This window comes from Nonomuraea glycinis (assembly GCF_035920485.1).
In the GTDB taxonomy this organism is placed as follows: domain Bacteria; phylum Actinomycetota; class Actinomycetes; order Streptosporangiales; family Streptosporangiaceae; genus Nonomuraea; species Nonomuraea glycinis.
Genome location: NZ_CP109166.1, coordinates 8,673,978 through 8,690,100, shown reverse-complemented (window position 1 = coordinate 8,690,100; position 16,123 = coordinate 8,673,978). Strand labels below are relative to the sequence as shown.

14 protein-coding genes and 4 tRNA genes are annotated in these 16,123 nt (G+C 71.8%); 8 read left to right on the top strand and 10 right to left on the bottom strand.

The features are described 5' to 3' along the window. Positions 1-12: 12 nt before the first annotated feature. Positions 13-900 carry an SDR family oxidoreductase gene (locus OHA68_RS40945; RefSeq protein WP_327105026.1) on the bottom strand — a complete coding sequence of 296 codons (888 nt, stop codon included), beginning with the start codon at positions 898-900 and terminating at the stop codon, positions 13-15. A gap of 57 nt (positions 901-957) precedes the next feature. Between OHA68_RS40945 and OHA68_RS40940 the strand changes: the two genes are divergently transcribed. After that, a complete protein-coding gene (locus tag OHA68_RS40940; protein ID WP_327105025.1) occupies positions 958-2,724 on the top strand; it encodes a thiamine pyrophosphate-dependent enzyme in 1,767 nt (588 codons plus the stop codon). Between the two features lie 74 nt (positions 2,725-2,798). Here the strand turns inward: OHA68_RS40940 and OHA68_RS40935 are convergent, their stop codons facing one another. After that, positions 2,799-3,554, bottom strand: a complete 756-nt coding sequence (locus OHA68_RS40935) for an IclR family transcriptional regulator (RefSeq protein ID WP_327105024.1) — start codon at positions 3,552-3,554, stop codon at positions 2,799-2,801. Positions 3,555-3,633: 79 nt separating this feature from the next. Between OHA68_RS40935 and OHA68_RS40930 the strand changes: the two genes are divergently transcribed. The 6 genes from OHA68_RS40930 (at position 3,634) to OHA68_RS40905 (ending at position 8,995) form a co-directional block, all read left to right on the top strand. Then, complete coding sequence (locus OHA68_RS40930; RefSeq protein WP_327105023.1) at positions 3,634-4,791, top strand: 4-hydroxybenzoate 3-monooxygenase; 1,158 nt, start codon at positions 3,634-3,636, stop codon at positions 4,789-4,791. A gap of 62 nt (positions 4,792-4,853) precedes the next feature. Further along, positions 4,854-5,522 carry a protocatechuate 3,4-dioxygenase subunit beta gene (gene pcaH / locus OHA68_RS40925; protein ID WP_327105022.1) on the top strand — a complete coding sequence of 223 codons (669 nt, stop codon included), beginning with the start codon at positions 4,854-4,856 and terminating at the stop codon, positions 5,520-5,522. Further along, positions 5,519-6,019: a dioxygenase family protein gene (locus OHA68_RS40920; RefSeq protein WP_327105021.1), complete on the top strand. Its 501-nt coding sequence runs from the start codon at positions 5,519-5,521 to the stop codon at positions 6,017-6,019. The genes pcaH and OHA68_RS40920 overlap by 4 nt, the downstream gene beginning before the upstream one ends. Next, the gene (locus tag OHA68_RS40915) at positions 6,009-7,448 is read left to right on the top strand and encodes a lyase family protein (protein ID WP_327105020.1); all 1,440 of its coding nucleotides are present in this window, start codon (positions 6,009-6,011) and stop codon (positions 7,446-7,448) included. The genes OHA68_RS40920 and OHA68_RS40915 overlap by 11 nt, the downstream gene beginning before the upstream one ends. 22 nt (positions 7,449-7,470) lie before the next feature. Beyond that, on the top strand, positions 7,471-8,652 hold the full coding sequence (gene pcaDC, locus OHA68_RS40910; RefSeq protein ID WP_327105019.1) for a bifunctional 3-oxoadipate enol-lactonase/4-carboxymuconolactone decarboxylase PcaDC: 1,182 nt from the start codon (positions 7,471-7,473) through the stop codon (positions 8,650-8,652). A 31-nt stretch (positions 8,653-8,683) separates the two neighbouring features. Then, the gene (locus tag OHA68_RS40905) at positions 8,684-8,995 is read left to right on the top strand and encodes a DUF6401 family natural product biosynthesis protein (RefSeq protein ID WP_189143458.1); all 312 of its coding nucleotides are present in this window, start codon (positions 8,684-8,686) and stop codon (positions 8,993-8,995) included. A gap of 188 nt (positions 8,996-9,183) precedes the next feature. Here the strand turns inward: OHA68_RS40905 and OHA68_RS40900 are convergent, their stop codons facing one another. The 8 genes from OHA68_RS40900 to OHA68_RS40865 all read right to left on the bottom strand — a co-directional run bounded on the left by OHA68_RS40900 (position 9,184) and on the right by OHA68_RS40865 (position 15,613). Beyond that, complete coding sequence (locus OHA68_RS40900) at positions 9,184-9,984, bottom strand: mechanosensitive ion channel family protein (protein ID WP_327109616.1); 801 nt, start codon at positions 9,982-9,984, stop codon at positions 9,184-9,186. A 123-nt stretch (positions 9,985-10,107) separates the two neighbouring features. Next, the gene (locus OHA68_RS40895) at positions 10,108-11,067 is read right to left on the bottom strand and encodes an Lrp/AsnC family transcriptional regulator (protein ID WP_327105018.1); all 960 of its coding nucleotides are present in this window, start codon (positions 11,065-11,067) and stop codon (positions 10,108-10,110) included. Then, on the bottom strand, positions 11,048-12,703 hold the full coding sequence (locus tag OHA68_RS40890; protein WP_327105017.1) for a DHA2 family efflux MFS transporter permease subunit: 1,656 nt from the start codon (positions 12,701-12,703) through the stop codon (positions 11,048-11,050). The genes OHA68_RS40895 and OHA68_RS40890 overlap by 20 nt, the downstream gene beginning before the upstream one ends. 295 nt (positions 12,704-12,998) lie before the next feature. After that, positions 12,999-13,070, bottom strand: a tRNA-Val gene (locus OHA68_RS40885). Between the two features lie 21 nt (positions 13,071-13,091). After that, positions 13,092-13,163 (bottom strand) — tRNA-Gly (locus OHA68_RS40880). Between the two features lie 53 nt (positions 13,164-13,216). After that, a tRNA-Cys gene (locus OHA68_RS40875) sits at positions 13,217-13,287 on the bottom strand. 16 nt (positions 13,288-13,303) lie between these two features. After that, positions 13,304-13,375: transfer RNA gene (locus OHA68_RS40870), tRNA-Gly, on the bottom strand. A gap of 84 nt (positions 13,376-13,459) precedes the next feature. Further along, the gene (locus OHA68_RS40865) at positions 13,460-15,613 is read right to left on the bottom strand and encodes an N-acetylmuramoyl-L-alanine amidase (RefSeq protein WP_327105016.1); all 2,154 of its coding nucleotides are present in this window, start codon (positions 15,611-15,613) and stop codon (positions 13,460-13,462) included. Positions 15,614-15,843: 230 nt separating this feature from the next. On the opposite strand from OHA68_RS40865, the gene OHA68_RS40860 reads away from it, so the two are divergent. Then, positions 15,844-16,119: a hypothetical protein gene (locus OHA68_RS40860; RefSeq protein ID WP_225277600.1), complete on the top strand. Its 276-nt coding sequence runs from the start codon at positions 15,844-15,846 to the stop codon at positions 16,117-16,119. Positions 16,120-16,123: the final 4 nt, after the last annotated feature.

Sequence of the window (16,123 nt, the reverse complement as noted above, 5' to 3'; positions counted from 1 at the left end):
CCCATCAGGCGGTTACTTTCTGGTCTGTCGCTGGTAGCCCTCGTCGCCGCCGTAGACCCGTAGGTCGGGGTCGCCCTCCGGCTGGTTGGCCGGGCTGGTCGGTGAGGCCGTGTGCTCCACGGCGAAGTCGTCGGACAGGGGCACCGGCGGGCACAGGTAGTCGGCCCAGGAGATCCGGCCCAGGGGAGTGGCGTCGGTGGTGAGCGCGCCCGCTCGCTGCGCGGCGAACAACTTGCCCGGGTAGCGCACGCGTACGCACAGGCGGCGCGACCGGTGGGCCCGTAGCCAGGTGCGGACCAGCTCGTCGGTGCCGAGCACCTGCGGCCCGCCGAACTCCAGCGTCTCGCCCCGCGGGCCGTCGGCGAGCAGCCCGCCCAGGCGCGCGGCCACCTCGGCGGTGTCGATCGGCTGCCAGGGGACCGAGGGGTCCACCGGGATCGCGGGCAGGCCGGCCAGCCTGCGCAGCAGCCGGTCCAGCCACTGGTGGTAGTGGGTGGTGCGGAGCACGGTGTGGCCGAGGCCGCTGCCCCTGATCACGCGCTCGGCCTCGAACTTGTGCCGCGGCAGCCCGGTGGGCACCCGGTCGGCGCCGACCGGCGAGACGTACAGCAGGTGAGACACCCGCGCCTCGCGGGCGGCCGAGACGAGGGTCAGGGTGCCCGCGACGTCCATGCGCTCGGACCCCTTGCGACCCTGGGTGGCCAGGTGCACGATCGCGTCGCAGTCGCGCGCCGCCTGCCTGACGCCGTTGCCGGAGGCCAGGTCGCCCCGCACCCAGGTCACGTCGGTCCCTTCCCGCTCGCGGCGGCTCATCGCCCGGACCTGGTGCCCCCGCCTGACCAGAGCTGGCACCACGGCCCTGCCCAGCGTGCCGGTCGCTCCCGTAACCAAAATGCGCATAACGGGCACATACCCGGTTAACGCCTGTCCGTGCGTCTGCGGGGTAGGGCGCTGCACATGGCTCGAATCGCAGCGGAATCCCTGGTGGAACGGCTCGCCGAGTGGGACGTCGACACCGTCTTCGGCATGCCCGGCGATGGCATCAACGGCATCATGGAGGGCCTGCGCCGCCATCGCGACCGGGTGCGCTTCGTCCTGGTGCACCACGAGGAGGCCGCCGCCTTCATGGCCACCGGCTACGCCAAGGCGACCGGCCGGATCGGCGTCTGCCTGGCGACCTCGGGGCCCGGCGGCATCCACCTGCTCAACGGGCTCTACGACGCCAAGCTGGACCACGCGCCCGTGCTGGCCATCACCGGCATGCAGGAGACGTCCGTGCTCGGCACCGCCTACCAGCAGGAGGTCCACCTGGACCGGCTGTTCGAGGACGTCGCCGAGTACAACATGATGATCAGCAACCCGGCGCAGCTCCCGTCGCTGGTGGACGTGGCGATCAGGACCGCCTACGCGCGGCGCGGGGTCGCCCATCTCACGATCCCCAACGACGTGCAGGTCGCCGACGCGGGCGCCGAGCCGTACCAGAGCCTCGGCCCGGTCAGGCCGCCGCGGACCGCGCCCGTCTACCTGCGGGGATCCGGGCTGCCGCGCGCGGAGGACCTGGAGTGGGCGGCCGAGGTGCTCAACGGGGCCGCCCGCCCGGCCATGCTGGTCGGGGCGGGGGCACTGCACGCCAGGGACGAGGTGCTGGCCGTGGCGGAGGCGCTGGGCGCGCCCGTGGTCAAGACGCTGCCCGGCAAGGCGGTCATCCCCGACGACTCGCCGTACACGACGGGCGGCATCGGCCTGCTCGGCACACTGCCGAGCGAGGAGCTGATGGAAGAGGCCGACGTGCTCCTCATGGTGGGGACGAACTTCCCCTACACCAAATACCTGCCCGAGCCGGGCAAGGCGCGGGTGGTGCAGTTCGAGGCGGACCCGGCCAGGGCGGGCACCAGGATCGCGACGGACGTGCCGGTGGTGTGCGACGCCAAGGAAGGGCTGCGCGAGCTGCTGCCGCTGCTCACCCCCCGGAACGGCAACGCCCATCTGGCGAAATATCAGGAAAAGATGGTGAAGTGGCGGGGCGACATGGACACGCTGGAGAACGGCGAGCGCGACCCCATCGCCCCGCAGTACGCCGTGTCCGTCCTCGACGAACTGGCCGCCGGTGACGCCATTCTGACCTGCGACAGCGGCACCATCGCCACCTGGGCGGCCAGGCACTGGACGATCCGCGACGGGCGCGAGTTCTACCTGTCCGGCACGCTGGCCTCGATGGCGCCCGGCCTGCCGTACGCCATCGCCATGCAGCACGCCCACCCCGGCCGGCAGGTCATCGCCTACGTCGGCGACGGCGGCTTCGCCATGCTCATGGCCGAGTTCCTCACCGCCGCCCAGCACCGGCTGCCGGTCAAGGTCATCGTCAACAACAACAACTCGCTCGGCCAGATCCTCTGGGAGCAGATGGTGCTCGGCTACCCCGAGCACGGCGTCCGCTACCCCGAGCCGGAGGCCGACTTCTCCACCTGGGCCCGCGCCTGCGGCGGTTTCGGCGCCAAGGTCGGCAAGGCCGCCGACCTGGCACCGGCGATCAGCCAGGCGCTCGCTCACGACGGCCCGGCCCTGGTGGACGTGGACGTGAACCCGAACGAGCCGCCCATGCCCGGCAAGGTCTCCTACGAACAGGCCAAGAACTTCGCCCAGGCCTTCCTCAGAGGCCAGCCGCACAAGGCCGCCATCGCCACCACCCTGTGGAAGGACCGCATCCAGCGACTGGGCGACTAGACCACCGGTGACCGGGCGCGGGCGATGCGGGCCGTCTCGGCCGCCTGCGACCGGGCGCGGGCGATCCCCACCGTCTAGGCCGCCTGTGACCAGGCGCGGGCGATTCCGGTCGTCGCGCTGAGCAGCGGCTCCACCAGGCGGGGCAGCTCCCGCGAGCGCCGGGCGGACAGCACGATGCCCAGGGCCGCGATGGCCCGCCCCGCCACCAGGACGGGCGCCGCCGCCGAGCACGAGCCCAGCGACATCTCCTCGAACGTCAGCGCGTAGCCCTGCGCCCGGACCGTCGCCAGCTCCCGCGCCAGCCGGCCCCGCTCGGTGATCGTGTGCGAGGTGGGCCGCTCCAGCCGGCGCTCCAGATAGGCCCGGACGAACCAGTCGGGCTCGTACGCCAGCAGCGCCTTGCCCACTCCCGTGGGGTGCATGGGCAGCCGGGATCCCGTTCTGGAGACGATCGGCACCGCCCGCTTGCCGTACACCTTGTCCACGTACAGCACCTCCAGGCCGTCGCGGACGGCCAGGTGCACGTTCTCGCCGGTGTTGCCGAACAGCTCCTGCAGCCACGGGTGCGCCACGTCGTACAGCGGGTCCGGCGCGAGCCGGCCGAGCTCCCACAGCCGTAACCCCACCTGGAACCGCCCGTCCGGGGTGCGGCTGAGCGCCTGCCAGCGCTCCAGCTCGCCGACCAGCCGGTGCGTCGTCGTCAGCGGCAGCCCGCCGCGGGTGGCCAGCTCGGTGAGGGAGAGCCGCGGATGCGCCGCGTCGAACGCGCCCAGCAGGGCGAGCACCTTGGACGTGACCGTACGACCCGGCTCGCGGGATCTCCCTGACATGGGTCCATCGTGCAATATTCTTCCACTCAGTGGAAGCGACCTGTCGGCTCATCCACCGCCGAAGCAGGATGCTTCCCATATGCGGACTCAAGTGGGGATCATCGGTGCCGGGCCCGCCGGCCTGCTCCTGTCGCACCTGCTGCACCTGCGCGGCATCTCCTCGGTGGTCCTGGAGAGACGCAGCCGTGATTACGTCGAGCGGCGGGTGCGGGCCGGGGTGCTGGAGCAGGGCACGGTCGACACGCTCATCGCGGCCGGCGTCGGCGCGCGCCTGCTCCGCGAAGGGCTGCCACACCACGGCATCGAGCTCAGGTACGACGGCGAACGCCACCGGATCGCCTTCGAGAAGCTCGTGCCCGGCAGGGCCATCACCGTGTACGGCCAGCAAGAGGTGGTCAAGGACCTCATCGCCGCCAGGCTGGAGGCGGGCGGCGACATCCGCTTCGAGGTCGAGGACGTGGCGGCGCACTCCCTGGCGGACCGGCCGTACCTGACCTTCGGCGGCGAGCGGCTCGACTGCGACGTGATCGCCGGCTGCGACGGGTTCCACGGCGTGTCCCGGCCGGCCGTCCCGCCGGGCGTGCTGCAGACCTACGAGCGCGACTACCCGTTCGCCTGGCTGGGCATCCTGGCCGAGGCGGCGCCGTCGTCGGACGAACTCATCTATGCCCGGACCGAGCGCGGCTTCGCCCTGCACAGCATGCGCTCGCCCACGATCAGCCGCTTCTATCTGCAGGTGCCGCCGGACACCGACGCGGTCGAGTGGCCCGACGAGCGCGTCTGGGCCGAGCTGAGGACACGCCTGGAGACCGTGCCCGGATTCACGCTGACCACCGGCGAGATCATCGAGAAGAGCGTCACGCCGATGCGCGGCTTCGTCACCGAGCCCATGCAGTACGGCAGGCTCTACCTGGCCGGCGACGCCGCGCACATCGTGCCGCCCACCGGCGCCAAGGGGCTGAACCTGGCCGTCGCCGACGTCCGGGTGCTCACCGAGGCACTGACCGCGTTCTTCCACGACGGCAGCACCGGCGCGCTCGACGGCTACTCGGCCGCCTGCCTGAAACGGGTGTGGCGGGCGCAGCACTTCTCCTGGTGGATGACCACGCTGCTGCACACCTTCGACTCCGACGACGCCTACGGGCGGCGGCTACAGCTGTCCCACCTGGACTATGTGACCTCCTCCGAGGCGGCGGCGACCACCCTGGCGGAGAACTACGTAGGACTCCCCTGGTGAGCCGCAGGCAAGCGACCCCCGCAACCGCGTATGCAAGCGACCCCCGGAACTGAAGGAACGCGATGACCCATCCGCCCTATCTGAGCCCAGGCTACGGCAGCACCGTCCTGCGCGCCCCCTCCCAGCCGCCGGTGGCGTTCAAGGCCGACCCGGACGCGATCGAGCTGACCAGCCCCGTCTTCGGCCACCAGGAGGTCGGCGCGCTCGACGCCGACCTGACCAGGCAGCACGACGGCGAGCCGATCGGCGAGCGCATCATCGTGACCGGCCGCGTCCTCGACGCGGGCGGGCGTCCCGTCCGCGACAGCCTGATCGAGCTGTGGCAGGCCAACTCCGCCGGCCGGTACGCCCACGCGGGCGACCAGCACCCAGCCCCGCTCGACCCCAACTTCACCGGCGGCGGCCGCTGCCTCACCGACGCGGACGGCCGCTACCGGTTCGTCACCATCAAGCCCGGCGCCTACCCGTGGCGCAACCACCCCAACGCCTGGCGCCCCGCCCACCTGCACTTCTCGGTGTTCGGCCAGGCGTTCACGCAGCGGCTCATCACCCAGATGTACTTCCCCGGGGACCCGCTGATGGCGCTCGACCCGATCTATCAGTCGATCCCCGACGAGCCGGCCAGGCAGCGCCTCATCTCCTCCTACGCCCACGACGTCACCGAGCCCGAGTGGGCGCTCGGCTACACCTTCGACATCGTGCTCGGCCGGACCCCGGTGGAGCCCTCATGACGACCCTTCCCGCGACCCCCTCGCAGACGATCGGCCCGTTCTACTCCCACGCGCTGCCCTACCCGCACGACTGGGAGCTCGTCCCCGGCACCCACCCCGAGGCGATCACGCTGTCGGGCACCGTCCGGGACGGCGCGGGCGAGCCCGTGCCCGACGCGCTCCTGGAGATCTGGCTCGGCGACACCGGCGACCGGGGCGCCCTGCTCCGCGGCGACGGCCAGGTGTCCGGCTTCGGCCGCTGCGCCACCCGGCCCGACGGCGGCTACCGTTTCCGGCTGGCCCGGCCGGCCGGGCCGTACCTGTCGATGCAGGTCTTCGCTCGCGGCCTGCTGCGGTCGGTCCTCACCCGCGTGTACCTGGAGGACCGGCCGGATCCTTTCCTGGACGGCCTCGACCCCGCCCGCCGCGCCACCCTCATCGCGACCGGGCCGGCCGGTGACCACCGGTTCGACGTACGGCTCCAGGGCGAGGGCGAGACGGTCTTCCTTGATTTTTGACGCGACTTCTGACGCGGGCCCGCCGTCCTGCTCGGACGGCGGGTTGCTGGCGCCGGTGCGGGCGGGCACCCGGGTGGAGGCGCTCACGTCGGATCGGGCGTGGGTGCGGGCCATGCTGGACGCCGAGGCGGCGCTCGCCCGTGCCCAGGCTCGCGCCGGCCTGATCTCCGGCGAGGCGGCGGCCCTGATCGACCGTACGGCGGCGGCGCTCACGGTGGACGCCGCCGACCTCGCCCGCCGCTCCCGCCAGTCGGCGGGCCCGGTCGTGCCCTTGGTCGCCGACCTGCGCTCGGCCGTGGCCGGGGCCGGCGGGGAGGCCGTGTCCCGGGCCGGCGGGGAGGATGTGTCCCGGGTCGGCGGCGAGGACGTGGCCCGCCTGGTCCATCTGGGGGCCACCACCCAGGACATCCTGGACACCGCCGCCATGCTGGTCGCCACCCGGGCGATCGCCGTCATCACCGCCGACCTGGACGCCGTCCTGACCCTCCTGGCCGACCTGGCCGAGCGTCACCGCACCACCGTGATGGCCGCCCGGACCCTCGGGCAGCACGCGGTGCCGACGACCTTCGGCCTCAAGGCGGCCGGCTGGCTCACCGGCCTCCTGCACACCCGCGACCGCCTGCGCGCCCTGCCCCTCCCCGCCCAACTCGGCGGCGCCGCAGGCACCCTCGCCGCCCTGGTCGAAGCCACCCGCAGCGAGGCCGCCCGCGAGGGACCCGCCCGCGAGGCCGCCCGCGGGGAGGCCGCTGGTGATGCGTCGCTGCGGGTACTGGCGCTGGTCGGGGTCTATGCCGAGGAGCTCGGGCTGGCGGTGCCGCTGGCGCCCTGGCACGCGGAGCGGTCGGTGATCGGCGAGCTCGGGGCCGCGCTGTCCGGTACGGCGAGAGCCCTCGGCAAGCCGGCGACGGACGTGATCCTCATGGCCCAGACCGAGGTCGGCGAGGTCGCCGAGTCCTCGCAGGGCGGCTCCTCCGCCATGCCGCACAAACGCAATCCCGCCCTGTCGGTGCTGATCCGCTCGGCCTCGTTCCAGGTGCCCGCGTACGCGCAGGCGCTGGCCCAGGTGGGGGAGCACGAGCGGGCCGCGGGGGCCTGGCAGGCGGAGTGGGCGCCGTTGCGCGAGTGTCTCAGGCTGACCGGGGGCGCCGCCGAGACGGCCGTGGAGCTGGTCGGCGGGCTGCGGGTCTTCCCCGACAGGATGCGCGCCAACGTGGAGCTCACCGGCGGTCGCACGGTCTCCGAACGGCTCGCCGCCCACCTGGACAGGGACGACCTGCGCGCGATCCTGGACCGTGACGGCCCGCTCGACGTCCCACCGGACGCGCTGGACCAGGACGCCCCACAGGACCTGCTGGACCCGGCCGGCTACCTGGGCGCCGCCCCGGAGCTGGTCGACCGGATTCTCGCCGCCTACCGGGCGCGATCGTGAACGCCAGTATCGGAGTGAGCACGTGAAGCTGCATCACCGCCTCGACGGACCCGCCGACGGGCCGCTGCTGATCCTCGGCCCGTCACTGGGCACCACCCTGGACGTCTGGCAGCCCCAGGTGCCGGCGCTGACCGCCGCTTGGCGGGTGCTCAGGTACGACCTTCCCGGGCATGGCGACTCGCCGCCGGCCGAGGGGTTCACCATCGACGACCTGGCGCAGGCCGTACTGGATCTGGTGGATGAGCCGTACGTCGCGATGGGGGGGATCTCGGTCGGCGGCGCGATCGCCGCCACCGCGGCGGTCATGGCACCGGAGCGGGTACGGAGCCTCGTCCTGTGCTGTTCGTCGGCCCGGTTCGGCGAGCCGGGGCCGTGGCTGGGACGGGCGGCGCTGGTGCGCGGCAAGGGCGTGACCTCGCTCGCGCCGGTCCTGGCGACGCGCTGGTTCTCCGCGGGCTACGACGGCGGCTGGGTGCTGGACATGCTGGGTCAGGTCGACTCCGCGTCGTACGCCGCCTGCTGTGAGGCGCTGGCCGCCTTCGACCTGACGCCCCGTCTGCCGGAGATCGCCGCCCCGACGCTGGTCGTGGCCGGAGCCGACGATCCCGCCACCCCGATCGAGCACGCGCTCACCCTCGCCACCGGAATCCCGGGCGCACTGCTCGCGGCGGTGCCCGGAGCGGCGCACCTGGCGAGTGTCGAGCGCGCCGACGCGGTGACCCCCGCGATCCTGCGCCACCTCTCCCACACACCGGTGCCGACGGCCGGGACAAGGGACTCGCGGCAGGGGAGTGCCCAGGGGCCGGCCGGGACGGAGGGTCCGGGGAGTGCTGATGGGGCGGCCGGGATGCGGACCCGGCGGGAGGTGCTCGGGGACGCGCATGTCGATCGTGCCATCGCCGCCACCACCGACTTCACCAGGGACTTCCAGAGTTTCATCACCCGCTACGCCTGGGACGAGATCTGGAACCGCCCCGGCCTGGACAGGCGGACCCGTAGTTGCGTCACGCTCACCGCACTGGTCGCGCACGGCCACCTCGACGAGCTCGCGATGCACGTACGCGCGGCCTTACGCAACGGTCTGACGCGCGAGGAGATCGGTGAGGTGCTGCTGCAGAGCGCCGTGTACTGCGGGGTTCCGGCGGCCAACGCCGCCTTCGGAGTGGCCCAGCGCACGCTCGCGGCCCTGGATGCGGAAGGGTAAAAGGGTTTTGTCATGGTTTAGGGTTTAAAGGGTGAATCTCCAGGAAGGCTGGGCCGCCTCGCCGCTGCGATCGGTGATGGACCTGCTCGGCCACACGCAGCTCGACAGAATGACCACCGAGCCGGGACTGGTGTCCGCGGTGGACCAGCACGCCGCCGAGCTGCGGGACGCGATCCCGATGGACCGCGAGACCCTGGGCGACTACGTGCTGGGATTCCTGGACGAGCTGCGCGACCGGGAGTGGATGTTCGACGGCGAGCTCGACGCCCCCGCGCTGCGGCTCACGGCGGCCTGCTGGCTCGCCAGGGAGTCAGGCTTCCTCGAAGACGGCCTACCGGCCTGAACGACCTGGCGTCCGGCGGCCTGTACGGCTGGCCGGCCTGTACGGATCACCGGCCTTCAACGCACTACCGGCCTGTACGGACAACCGGCCTTCAACGGACTACCGGTCTTCAACGGACTACCGGCCTGTGCGGACAACCGGCCTGACGGACCGGCCGGCCCGGGAAGCGAGCCGGCCGGTTCGCAGGCTCAGGGCTGGTCGTAGCCCGACCGGGTGGCGCCGCCCGGCCCGGGGCCGCCCGGCCCGGGGCCGGTGGTGCGGGTCGTCGGCTGCTCGGTCATCGAGGCGGCGTCTCCGCGACCTCGCTGGTACGCCTCGGCCTGTGCCCTGGCCTGGGGCGCCTCGGCCTCGACACGGCCGATCCACCGCTCCCACCGCTGCTGCATCGGCCGGATGAGACCGCCGCCGATCCCGATGGCCGCGATCGCGCCGATGGTGGCGAGCACGGTGATCAGCACCGGTGTGGTGACCGCCGTGGCCACCCCGATCTGGGTCAGCGCGGCGATGATGCCGAGCGCCCAGATGAACACCTGGGCGGCGACGGCCAACAGGCGGCCGTACGACAGCCCGCCCAGTGCGCCCCTGATGACGTCGCCGACGGCCTTGGCGATCGCCCCGGCCACGACGATGATCACGATGGCGACGATGGCGCTGGGCAGCCAGGCCACCACGCCGTTGAGCAGCGCGGAGATCGGGTTCGGCCCGAAGACGCTGAAGGCGATCTGCAGAGTGACCAGGATGATCGCGTAGAAGACGATCTTCCCGACCAGGCTGCTGGCGTCGTACTGGCTACGGGACAGCCACCGCTGCACGCCGCTGCGCTCCACCAGCCGGTCGAAGCCGACCCGCTCAAGGATCTTGTCGACGACCTTCATCAGCACCTTCGCGATGATCCAGCCGATGACGAGGATGATCAGGAACGCGATGAACCTCGGGACGAACGTCGCAATCTGCCGCCAGGCATCCGATATGCCTTGGCCTATGTTGATGTCCACGGTTTCCCCCTCCGAGGAGCCAATGCCAACGCGCTACCCGGTCAGAAGGCCGATCACGCACATAGCGTAATCAATGGGCTGCATTTTGCATTTTCGGGACAAATGGCAGGGTGGCGGCTAGGTGAAGGCCTTGACCCGGCGCAGAACGAGGGCGGTGTCCACCGTCTGGACGCCGGCCAGGGCGCCGAGCCGGTCGCTCAGGTAGGCGTACAGGTCGCGGGTGGTGCGGCAGAGCACCGAGACGGTCAGGTTGGCCTGGCCGGTGATGGCCGCCGCGAACCGCACCTCGGGGTGGCCCGCCACCGCGAGACCCGCCGCGGCGAGCGCGTGCGGGGTGACGGTCAGCCAGCACATCGCCTCGACGTCGTGCCCCATCGGCTCGTGGTCGTACTCGACGGCGAAGTACAGCGCGCCCGTGCCGCGCAGCCGGTCCAGACGCCGCCGGACCACGGACTCGGACTGGCCGGTGCCCGCCTGCAGCTCGGCGAGCGTGGCCCGGCCGTCCCGCCGCAGCATGCCCAGCAGGGCCTCGTCGACGGCGTCCAGCACGACCGGCGCCGCGACGGCGGGGACGGCCGGAAGGCGCAGCGCGGCCTCCTCGGCCGGATCCAGCGCGCTGGTCTTGCCCAGCCAGCCGACCGGGCCGCCGTAGAAGGAGTGCAGGACGCAGTGCGCGCTGACCGAGGTGACGCGCGGGGTGCGCGGGAGGCGCTCCAGGAGCAGTTCGTCGCGCTCCTGCCGGCTGCGCGGCTTCATCAGGCACAGCACCTCGGTGCCGCCCGAGACCAGGTCCACGAACTGGGTGTCGGGACGCTCGGCCAGCGCGGCCGCCAGCCGCGCCGCCACGTCGGGCGTGCAGCCGAGCCGGACGATCCAGCTGTCCTGCCCCAGGCGGCTGCCGTCGGTCATGCCGGTGATCCGCAGTCGCGCGGTGCCGCGCAGCCGGCGGAACCGGCGGGCGACGGTCTGGTCGGACACGCCCAGCACCCGCGCGATCCGGTTGAACGGCGCCCGCCCGTCGAGCTCCAGCGCCTGCAGCAGCTTCAGGTCGAGAGCGTCAAGCGTCTGAGGTGCCAAAGGGTTCTCCCGCGCGGCGGCCAGGGGACACGGCCGGGCCCGCGACGGACTCGTGCGGGCCGGTCGATGCCATCGTAGGCACGCCGGCCAGGGACGACGGCTCCGCCACGGCCGCTTCGACCCGCTTCGGGCCGCGCAGCAGGACGGCGGCGGCCAGCGCGGCCAGCACCAGCAGGACGGCGGAGACGAGCAGGCACAGCCGCAGGCCGCCGAGGAACGCCGCCGACACGGCGGACAGCGCACGGCCGGCGTCGGCGCCCAGGTCGAGCTGGGTGACCGCGCCGACCCCGCTCGCCTCGGCGGTGTCCAGGACCTGCCGGGCCCGCGCCCCCGTCAGCCCCGCGTCGGCGAGCCGTACGGGCAGATCGTGCAGCGCCCGCACGGACAGCAGCGCGCCCAGTACGGCCGGTCCGAGCGCGCCGCCGACCTGCCGGAAGGCGTTGTTGCCGGCGGCGGCCATGCCCGCCTGGTGCCGTGGCACCGAGGCTACGGCGGTGTTCGTGATGCACGGGAACGCCACGCCCAGCCCCAGCCCGAGCAGCGCCAGGCGCCAGGCCACCGACCCGAACGAGGTGTGCACGCCGAGCGTCGTCAGCGACAGCAGGGCGGCGGCCGCCACCAGCAGGCCGGCCGTGATGAGAACCCGGGCCGACACCCGGCGCATCACGCGGCCCATCACCGCGCCCAGCAGCATCGACACCACGTTGACCAGCACCATGCGCACCCCCGACTGCAGGGTGTCCAGCTGCTGCACCAGGCCGAAGTAGAGGCTCAGGATGAAGAAGAAGCCGATCAGCCCCAGGAAGCTGATCAGGGCCACCAGCGCGGAGGCGGTGAACCCCGGGCTGCGGAAGAGCGACAGGTCCAGCATGGGCGTCTCGCTGCGCTTCTCCACCACCACGAACGCGGCGCCGCTCACCACGCCGAGCGCCAGCGCCACGAGCGTCCGCGGGTGCGTGAACGACTCGGCGCCGCCCTCGATCACCCCGTACACCAGAGCCGTGATCGCCACCGCGGCGGTGAACTGGCCGGGCCAGTCCAGCTTGCGCGCGCGGGGCGCCCGGGACTCGGTCAGCTTGCGCGCGGCGAAGGCCATGGTGAGCAGCGACACCGGCACCGGCAGGAGGAAGATCCACCGCCAGCCCACGTGGGCGACGAGCACGCCGGCCAGCAGCGGGCCGAGCGCCATGGCCGCCATCATGCAGGCGGTCCACAGCCCGATGTACTTGCCGCGCTCGTGCGGGTCCGGCACCGCGTGGCTGATCAGCGCCAAGGTCGCCGGCAGCAGCGCGGCCGACCCCGCGCCGGCCAGCGCCTGGCCCGCCCACAGGACCTGGATCGACGGGGCGCACAGCGACACCAGCGCGCCGAGCGCGCACAGCGCCAGGCCCACCTGGTAGACCTTCTTGCGGCCGTGCACGTCGCCGAACACCCCGGCGGTGAGGATGAGCGCGGCCACCGGCAGCACGAAGGCGTCGGAGACCCACGCGAGCTGCGCGGTCGTCGCCCCCAACGCGCGCTGGATCGTCGGCAGGCTCACCACGACGGTGGTCACCGGCAGGTAGGCGACGAAGACTCCGGCGCAGGCGAGCGCGACGGTGGCTCTCCTTGAGCGGTCGCTACTCGGAACGTTCACTACATTTCCCCCTGTGCGGGCTCAGCGCGCCGCGGTCGATGGCAACCGCGCTACTCTGCGTCAAGCCCGGCGTCAGGTGCCAGCCGGAGCCCTCTCATCGCGGGAACCCGACACCGAAGCCTCGGTCATGGGAGCTTTCCGACACGGCTCGCGAGACGGACGACCGGTGCGGATCGGCTGAGCATCCGGACTCCGTGCAGCCGGACCTTGCAGCCGGACCTTGCAGTCGGGCTCCGCAGCCGGGCATGAAAAAGCCCCAGGTCGGCAGGTGCCGAGATCTGGGGCTTTCGTGAAGTGGACGATACTGGGATTGAACCAGTGACCTCTTCCGTGTCAGGGAAGCGCTCTCCCGCTGAGCTAATCGTCCGTATTGAGTTAGGTCACTCAGAGCGGAAGACGGGATTCGAACCCGCGACCCTCACCTTGGCAAGGTGATGCTCTACCACTGAGCCACTTCCGCATGGCGTTGCACTTTACTTTAGCGGATCCCGGAGGGTCCGCTGACCTGCGCCGAGGTGGAGACGGGATTTGAACCCGTGTAGACGGCTTTGCAGGCCGCTGCCTCGCCTCTCGGCCACTCCACCAGGAGTTTGAACTCCGAGCGGAAGACGGGATTCGAACCCGCGACCCTCACCTTGGCAAGGTGATGCTCTACCACTGAGCCACTTCCGCGTGCGTCCGGCACTGCCGGTCACGGGAAAACCATATCGCCTTCGCGGAGTGCCCGTGTGCACGGAGAGGACTGTGAAGCGAAAATCAACGGATGATGCGTACGTCTTTCGCCCGGACGAACCCGACCCGGTGGCCGAGCTGGATCTGGTGGTAACGCAGGTCGCCCTTGACCATGACGTTCTTGGCCGGCTTGAACGATGTCGCCGACTGGTAGGTGCCGGTCAGGGTCTGGCCGACGGTGTAGGACTGGCCCTGGGGGATGGTGTACGGAAGCGCGACATGGGGCTGGAATGCGACCCCCGTGCCCCTATAGGCGGATTTTTCTGGGTACGCCCGGCCGTACACCTTGACGGTGGGTTTGATCGGGGTGATGAGCGGGCCTCGGGCCGGGATGGCGGTCGGTCGTGCCGGCGGGTTGCGGAACCAGGCCTTCTGGCCGAGATACCAGATGGCCGTCCAGTCGCCGCGCCGCTCGGCGACCGCGTACCGCTGGCCGGTGGAGGCGCGGGCGCTGTGGTCGTAGACGCTGTACGTGCTGGGCTTGCCCACGCGCTTGCCGATGTCGTCGATCAGCTGGGCGCGGGGGTGCGGCTCGGTGCGCAGCCACACCACCGAGGCGCCGTGCGGGGGACACTCACGGGCGGGCTTGGCGGCCGTACAGCCGGTGAAGCGGGGCCGGTGGTCGTCGTAGGACGGCCGGATGAGGACCGACCCGCCGCCCTCCTGCCGCGCGTCCTCCTCGTACCACTGCTCCGGCACGTCCTCCTCGTACGGCGCGTCCCAGCCGGGGCTCGCGAACCCGTCGTCGTACGCCGCGTCCACCTCCGACGGCGGCTCGTGCCAGGTGCCCTCGAAGGACCGGTCCCCGTCGTACGGCCGCTCCCGCAGGGCCTTGTCGTAACGGCCGGTCCGGCCGAACGGCTTGCCCAGCAGGTCGAAGTAGTGGGCCCAGTCCCAGTAGGGGCCCGGGTCGTCGTGCATGGCGGGCAGGGTGTCGGGGGTGGTGCCGGGGACGTTGTCGTGGCCGAGGATGTGGGCGCGGTCGAGCGGGATGTCGTGCTCGTCCGCCAGGTAGCGGACCAGGTCGGCCGAGGCCCGGTACATCGCCTCGGTGTACCAGGTGCCGCCCTTGGCCAGGTAGCCCTCGTGTTCGATGCCGATCGAGCGGCTGTTGACATCCCAGTTGCCCGCATGCCAGGCGATGTCCTTGCTCAGCACGTGCTGGGCGACATGTCCGTCGTTGGAGCGGATCGTGTAGTGCCAGCTCACGTACTTCGGGTTCTTCACCAGCGTCGGGATGCCGGGGTAGGTCCCTTCGGTGTCGTGGATGACGATGTAGTCGATCGGCCGGGCGTGCGCGAGACGGTCGTGGTTGCCGTAGTCCTTCTTGCCGGTCCGCTTGTATGCGGCCGGCATCCACTCGCAGGTCAGCGTGTGCGGGCACTCGGCCCGGCTCGCCGCCCTGCGTAGCGGCGCGGGTGCCCGCAGGCCCGGGTCGGCCGGCAGTCGCACCACGGAGCCGTCGTCCGTACGGCGTGAGACCCCGTCGCGGATCACCGAGAGCACCTCGTCGGCGAAGCTCCGCGAGCCCGCGTACCGGGTGATCGCGCCGTGCCATTGCGCCGGGTCCGCGCCGTGCCACTGCGCCGGGTCGGTGACGGGCCGCTCCTGGAAGGAGGCGAGCAGCGCGGCGCCGCCCCTGATGTTCGCGGCCGGATCGCTGCGCAACCGCGCCGCGCTGAGCCCGGTCAACCGCCCGGCCTCCCGCAACATCGCCCCGCCGGCACCCGCCTCCCGCAACATCGCCCCGCCGGCACCCGCCTCTCGCAACATCGCCCCGCCGGTACCGGATGCACGCGCGCTCCCGGAGGCAGGGAGCTCGGTCCGCGGGGAGTCGGAGGGGGAGTGTCGCATCGGCCGGGCGGTGTCGCCTCGGGCGTCCCCGTGGGCGTGATCGACCCCCGCCCGCTCCGGGCCGGGAAGGGCGGGAAGTGCGGTGAGGTCCACGAGGTGCATCGGCCCGTAGCCGCCCGCCGTGCTCGGCTCCCCGGCGTGCGCGTCCCAGCGTGACTGCAGGTAGGAGACGCCGAGCAGAACGCTCTGCGGCACCCCGTACTCCCTGGCCGCCGCGGCGAAGTCACCCTGCCGCCCCGCCTGCTGGCCCGGCACGACCAGGGCGCCGGCGGTGGCGGTGAGCGCGACCCAGAGCAGCATGACGAACCCCCATGTAAATGTCACGAGACGAACACTCACCGTAACCATTCCCCTGATGGCGGTGGGTCAGACGGGGCGGGTGTTACGGGAGAGACAGGCCAATTCCTCACCATCTCGTGGCGCTTCACCCATATTCGCGTGGGTAAGCCGCCCAACCTCCCTGAACGAACGCGGAAGCACGTTAGGGCTAATTCCTGCCCGATTTCGGGCAGAAACTTGGCGTGGATCGATCAATCTGCGTAATGTCCTCCTCTGTGTCCACGGCACGGCATCCCTACGAAGACCTCATCGCCCACCTGACCAAGACCAGTCCCCTCGGTCCTGGTGAGGCGGCACGCGTGGTGGCCGACGTGCTGTCGTACTTCTCCGAGACGACCGAGGAGTTCGTACGGCGGCGCCACGGCGAACTGCAGGCCCGCGGCCTCACCAACGACGAGATCTTCCCCAGGGTCGCCGCGGAGCTACGGGCCCGCCGGGTGGCGGCCCCCGAGCTTTCCCTGCGGCAGCTACGCCGGATCATCTACGGATAGGAGA

Coding starts and splice junctions, on each gene's coding strand:
- OHA68_RS40945 (WP_327105026.1), bottom strand. CDS start 900: ATGCGCATTTTGGTTACGGGAGCGACCGGCACGCTGGGCAGGGCCGTG.
- OHA68_RS40940 (WP_327105025.1), top strand. CDS start 958: ATGGCTCGAATCGCAGCGGAATCCCTGGTGGAACGGCTCGCCGAGTGG.
- OHA68_RS40935 (WP_327105024.1), bottom strand. CDS start 3,554: ATGTCAGGGAGATCCCGCGAGCCGGGTCGTACGGTCACGTCCAAGGTG.
- OHA68_RS40930 (WP_327105023.1), top strand. CDS start 3,634: ATGCGGACTCAAGTGGGGATCATCGGTGCCGGGCCCGCCGGCCTGCTC.
- pcaH (WP_327105022.1), top strand. CDS start 4,854: ATGACCCATCCGCCCTATCTGAGCCCAGGCTACGGCAGCACCGTCCTG.
- OHA68_RS40920 (WP_327105021.1), top strand. CDS start 5,519: ATGACGACCCTTCCCGCGACCCCCTCGCAGACGATCGGCCCGTTCTAC.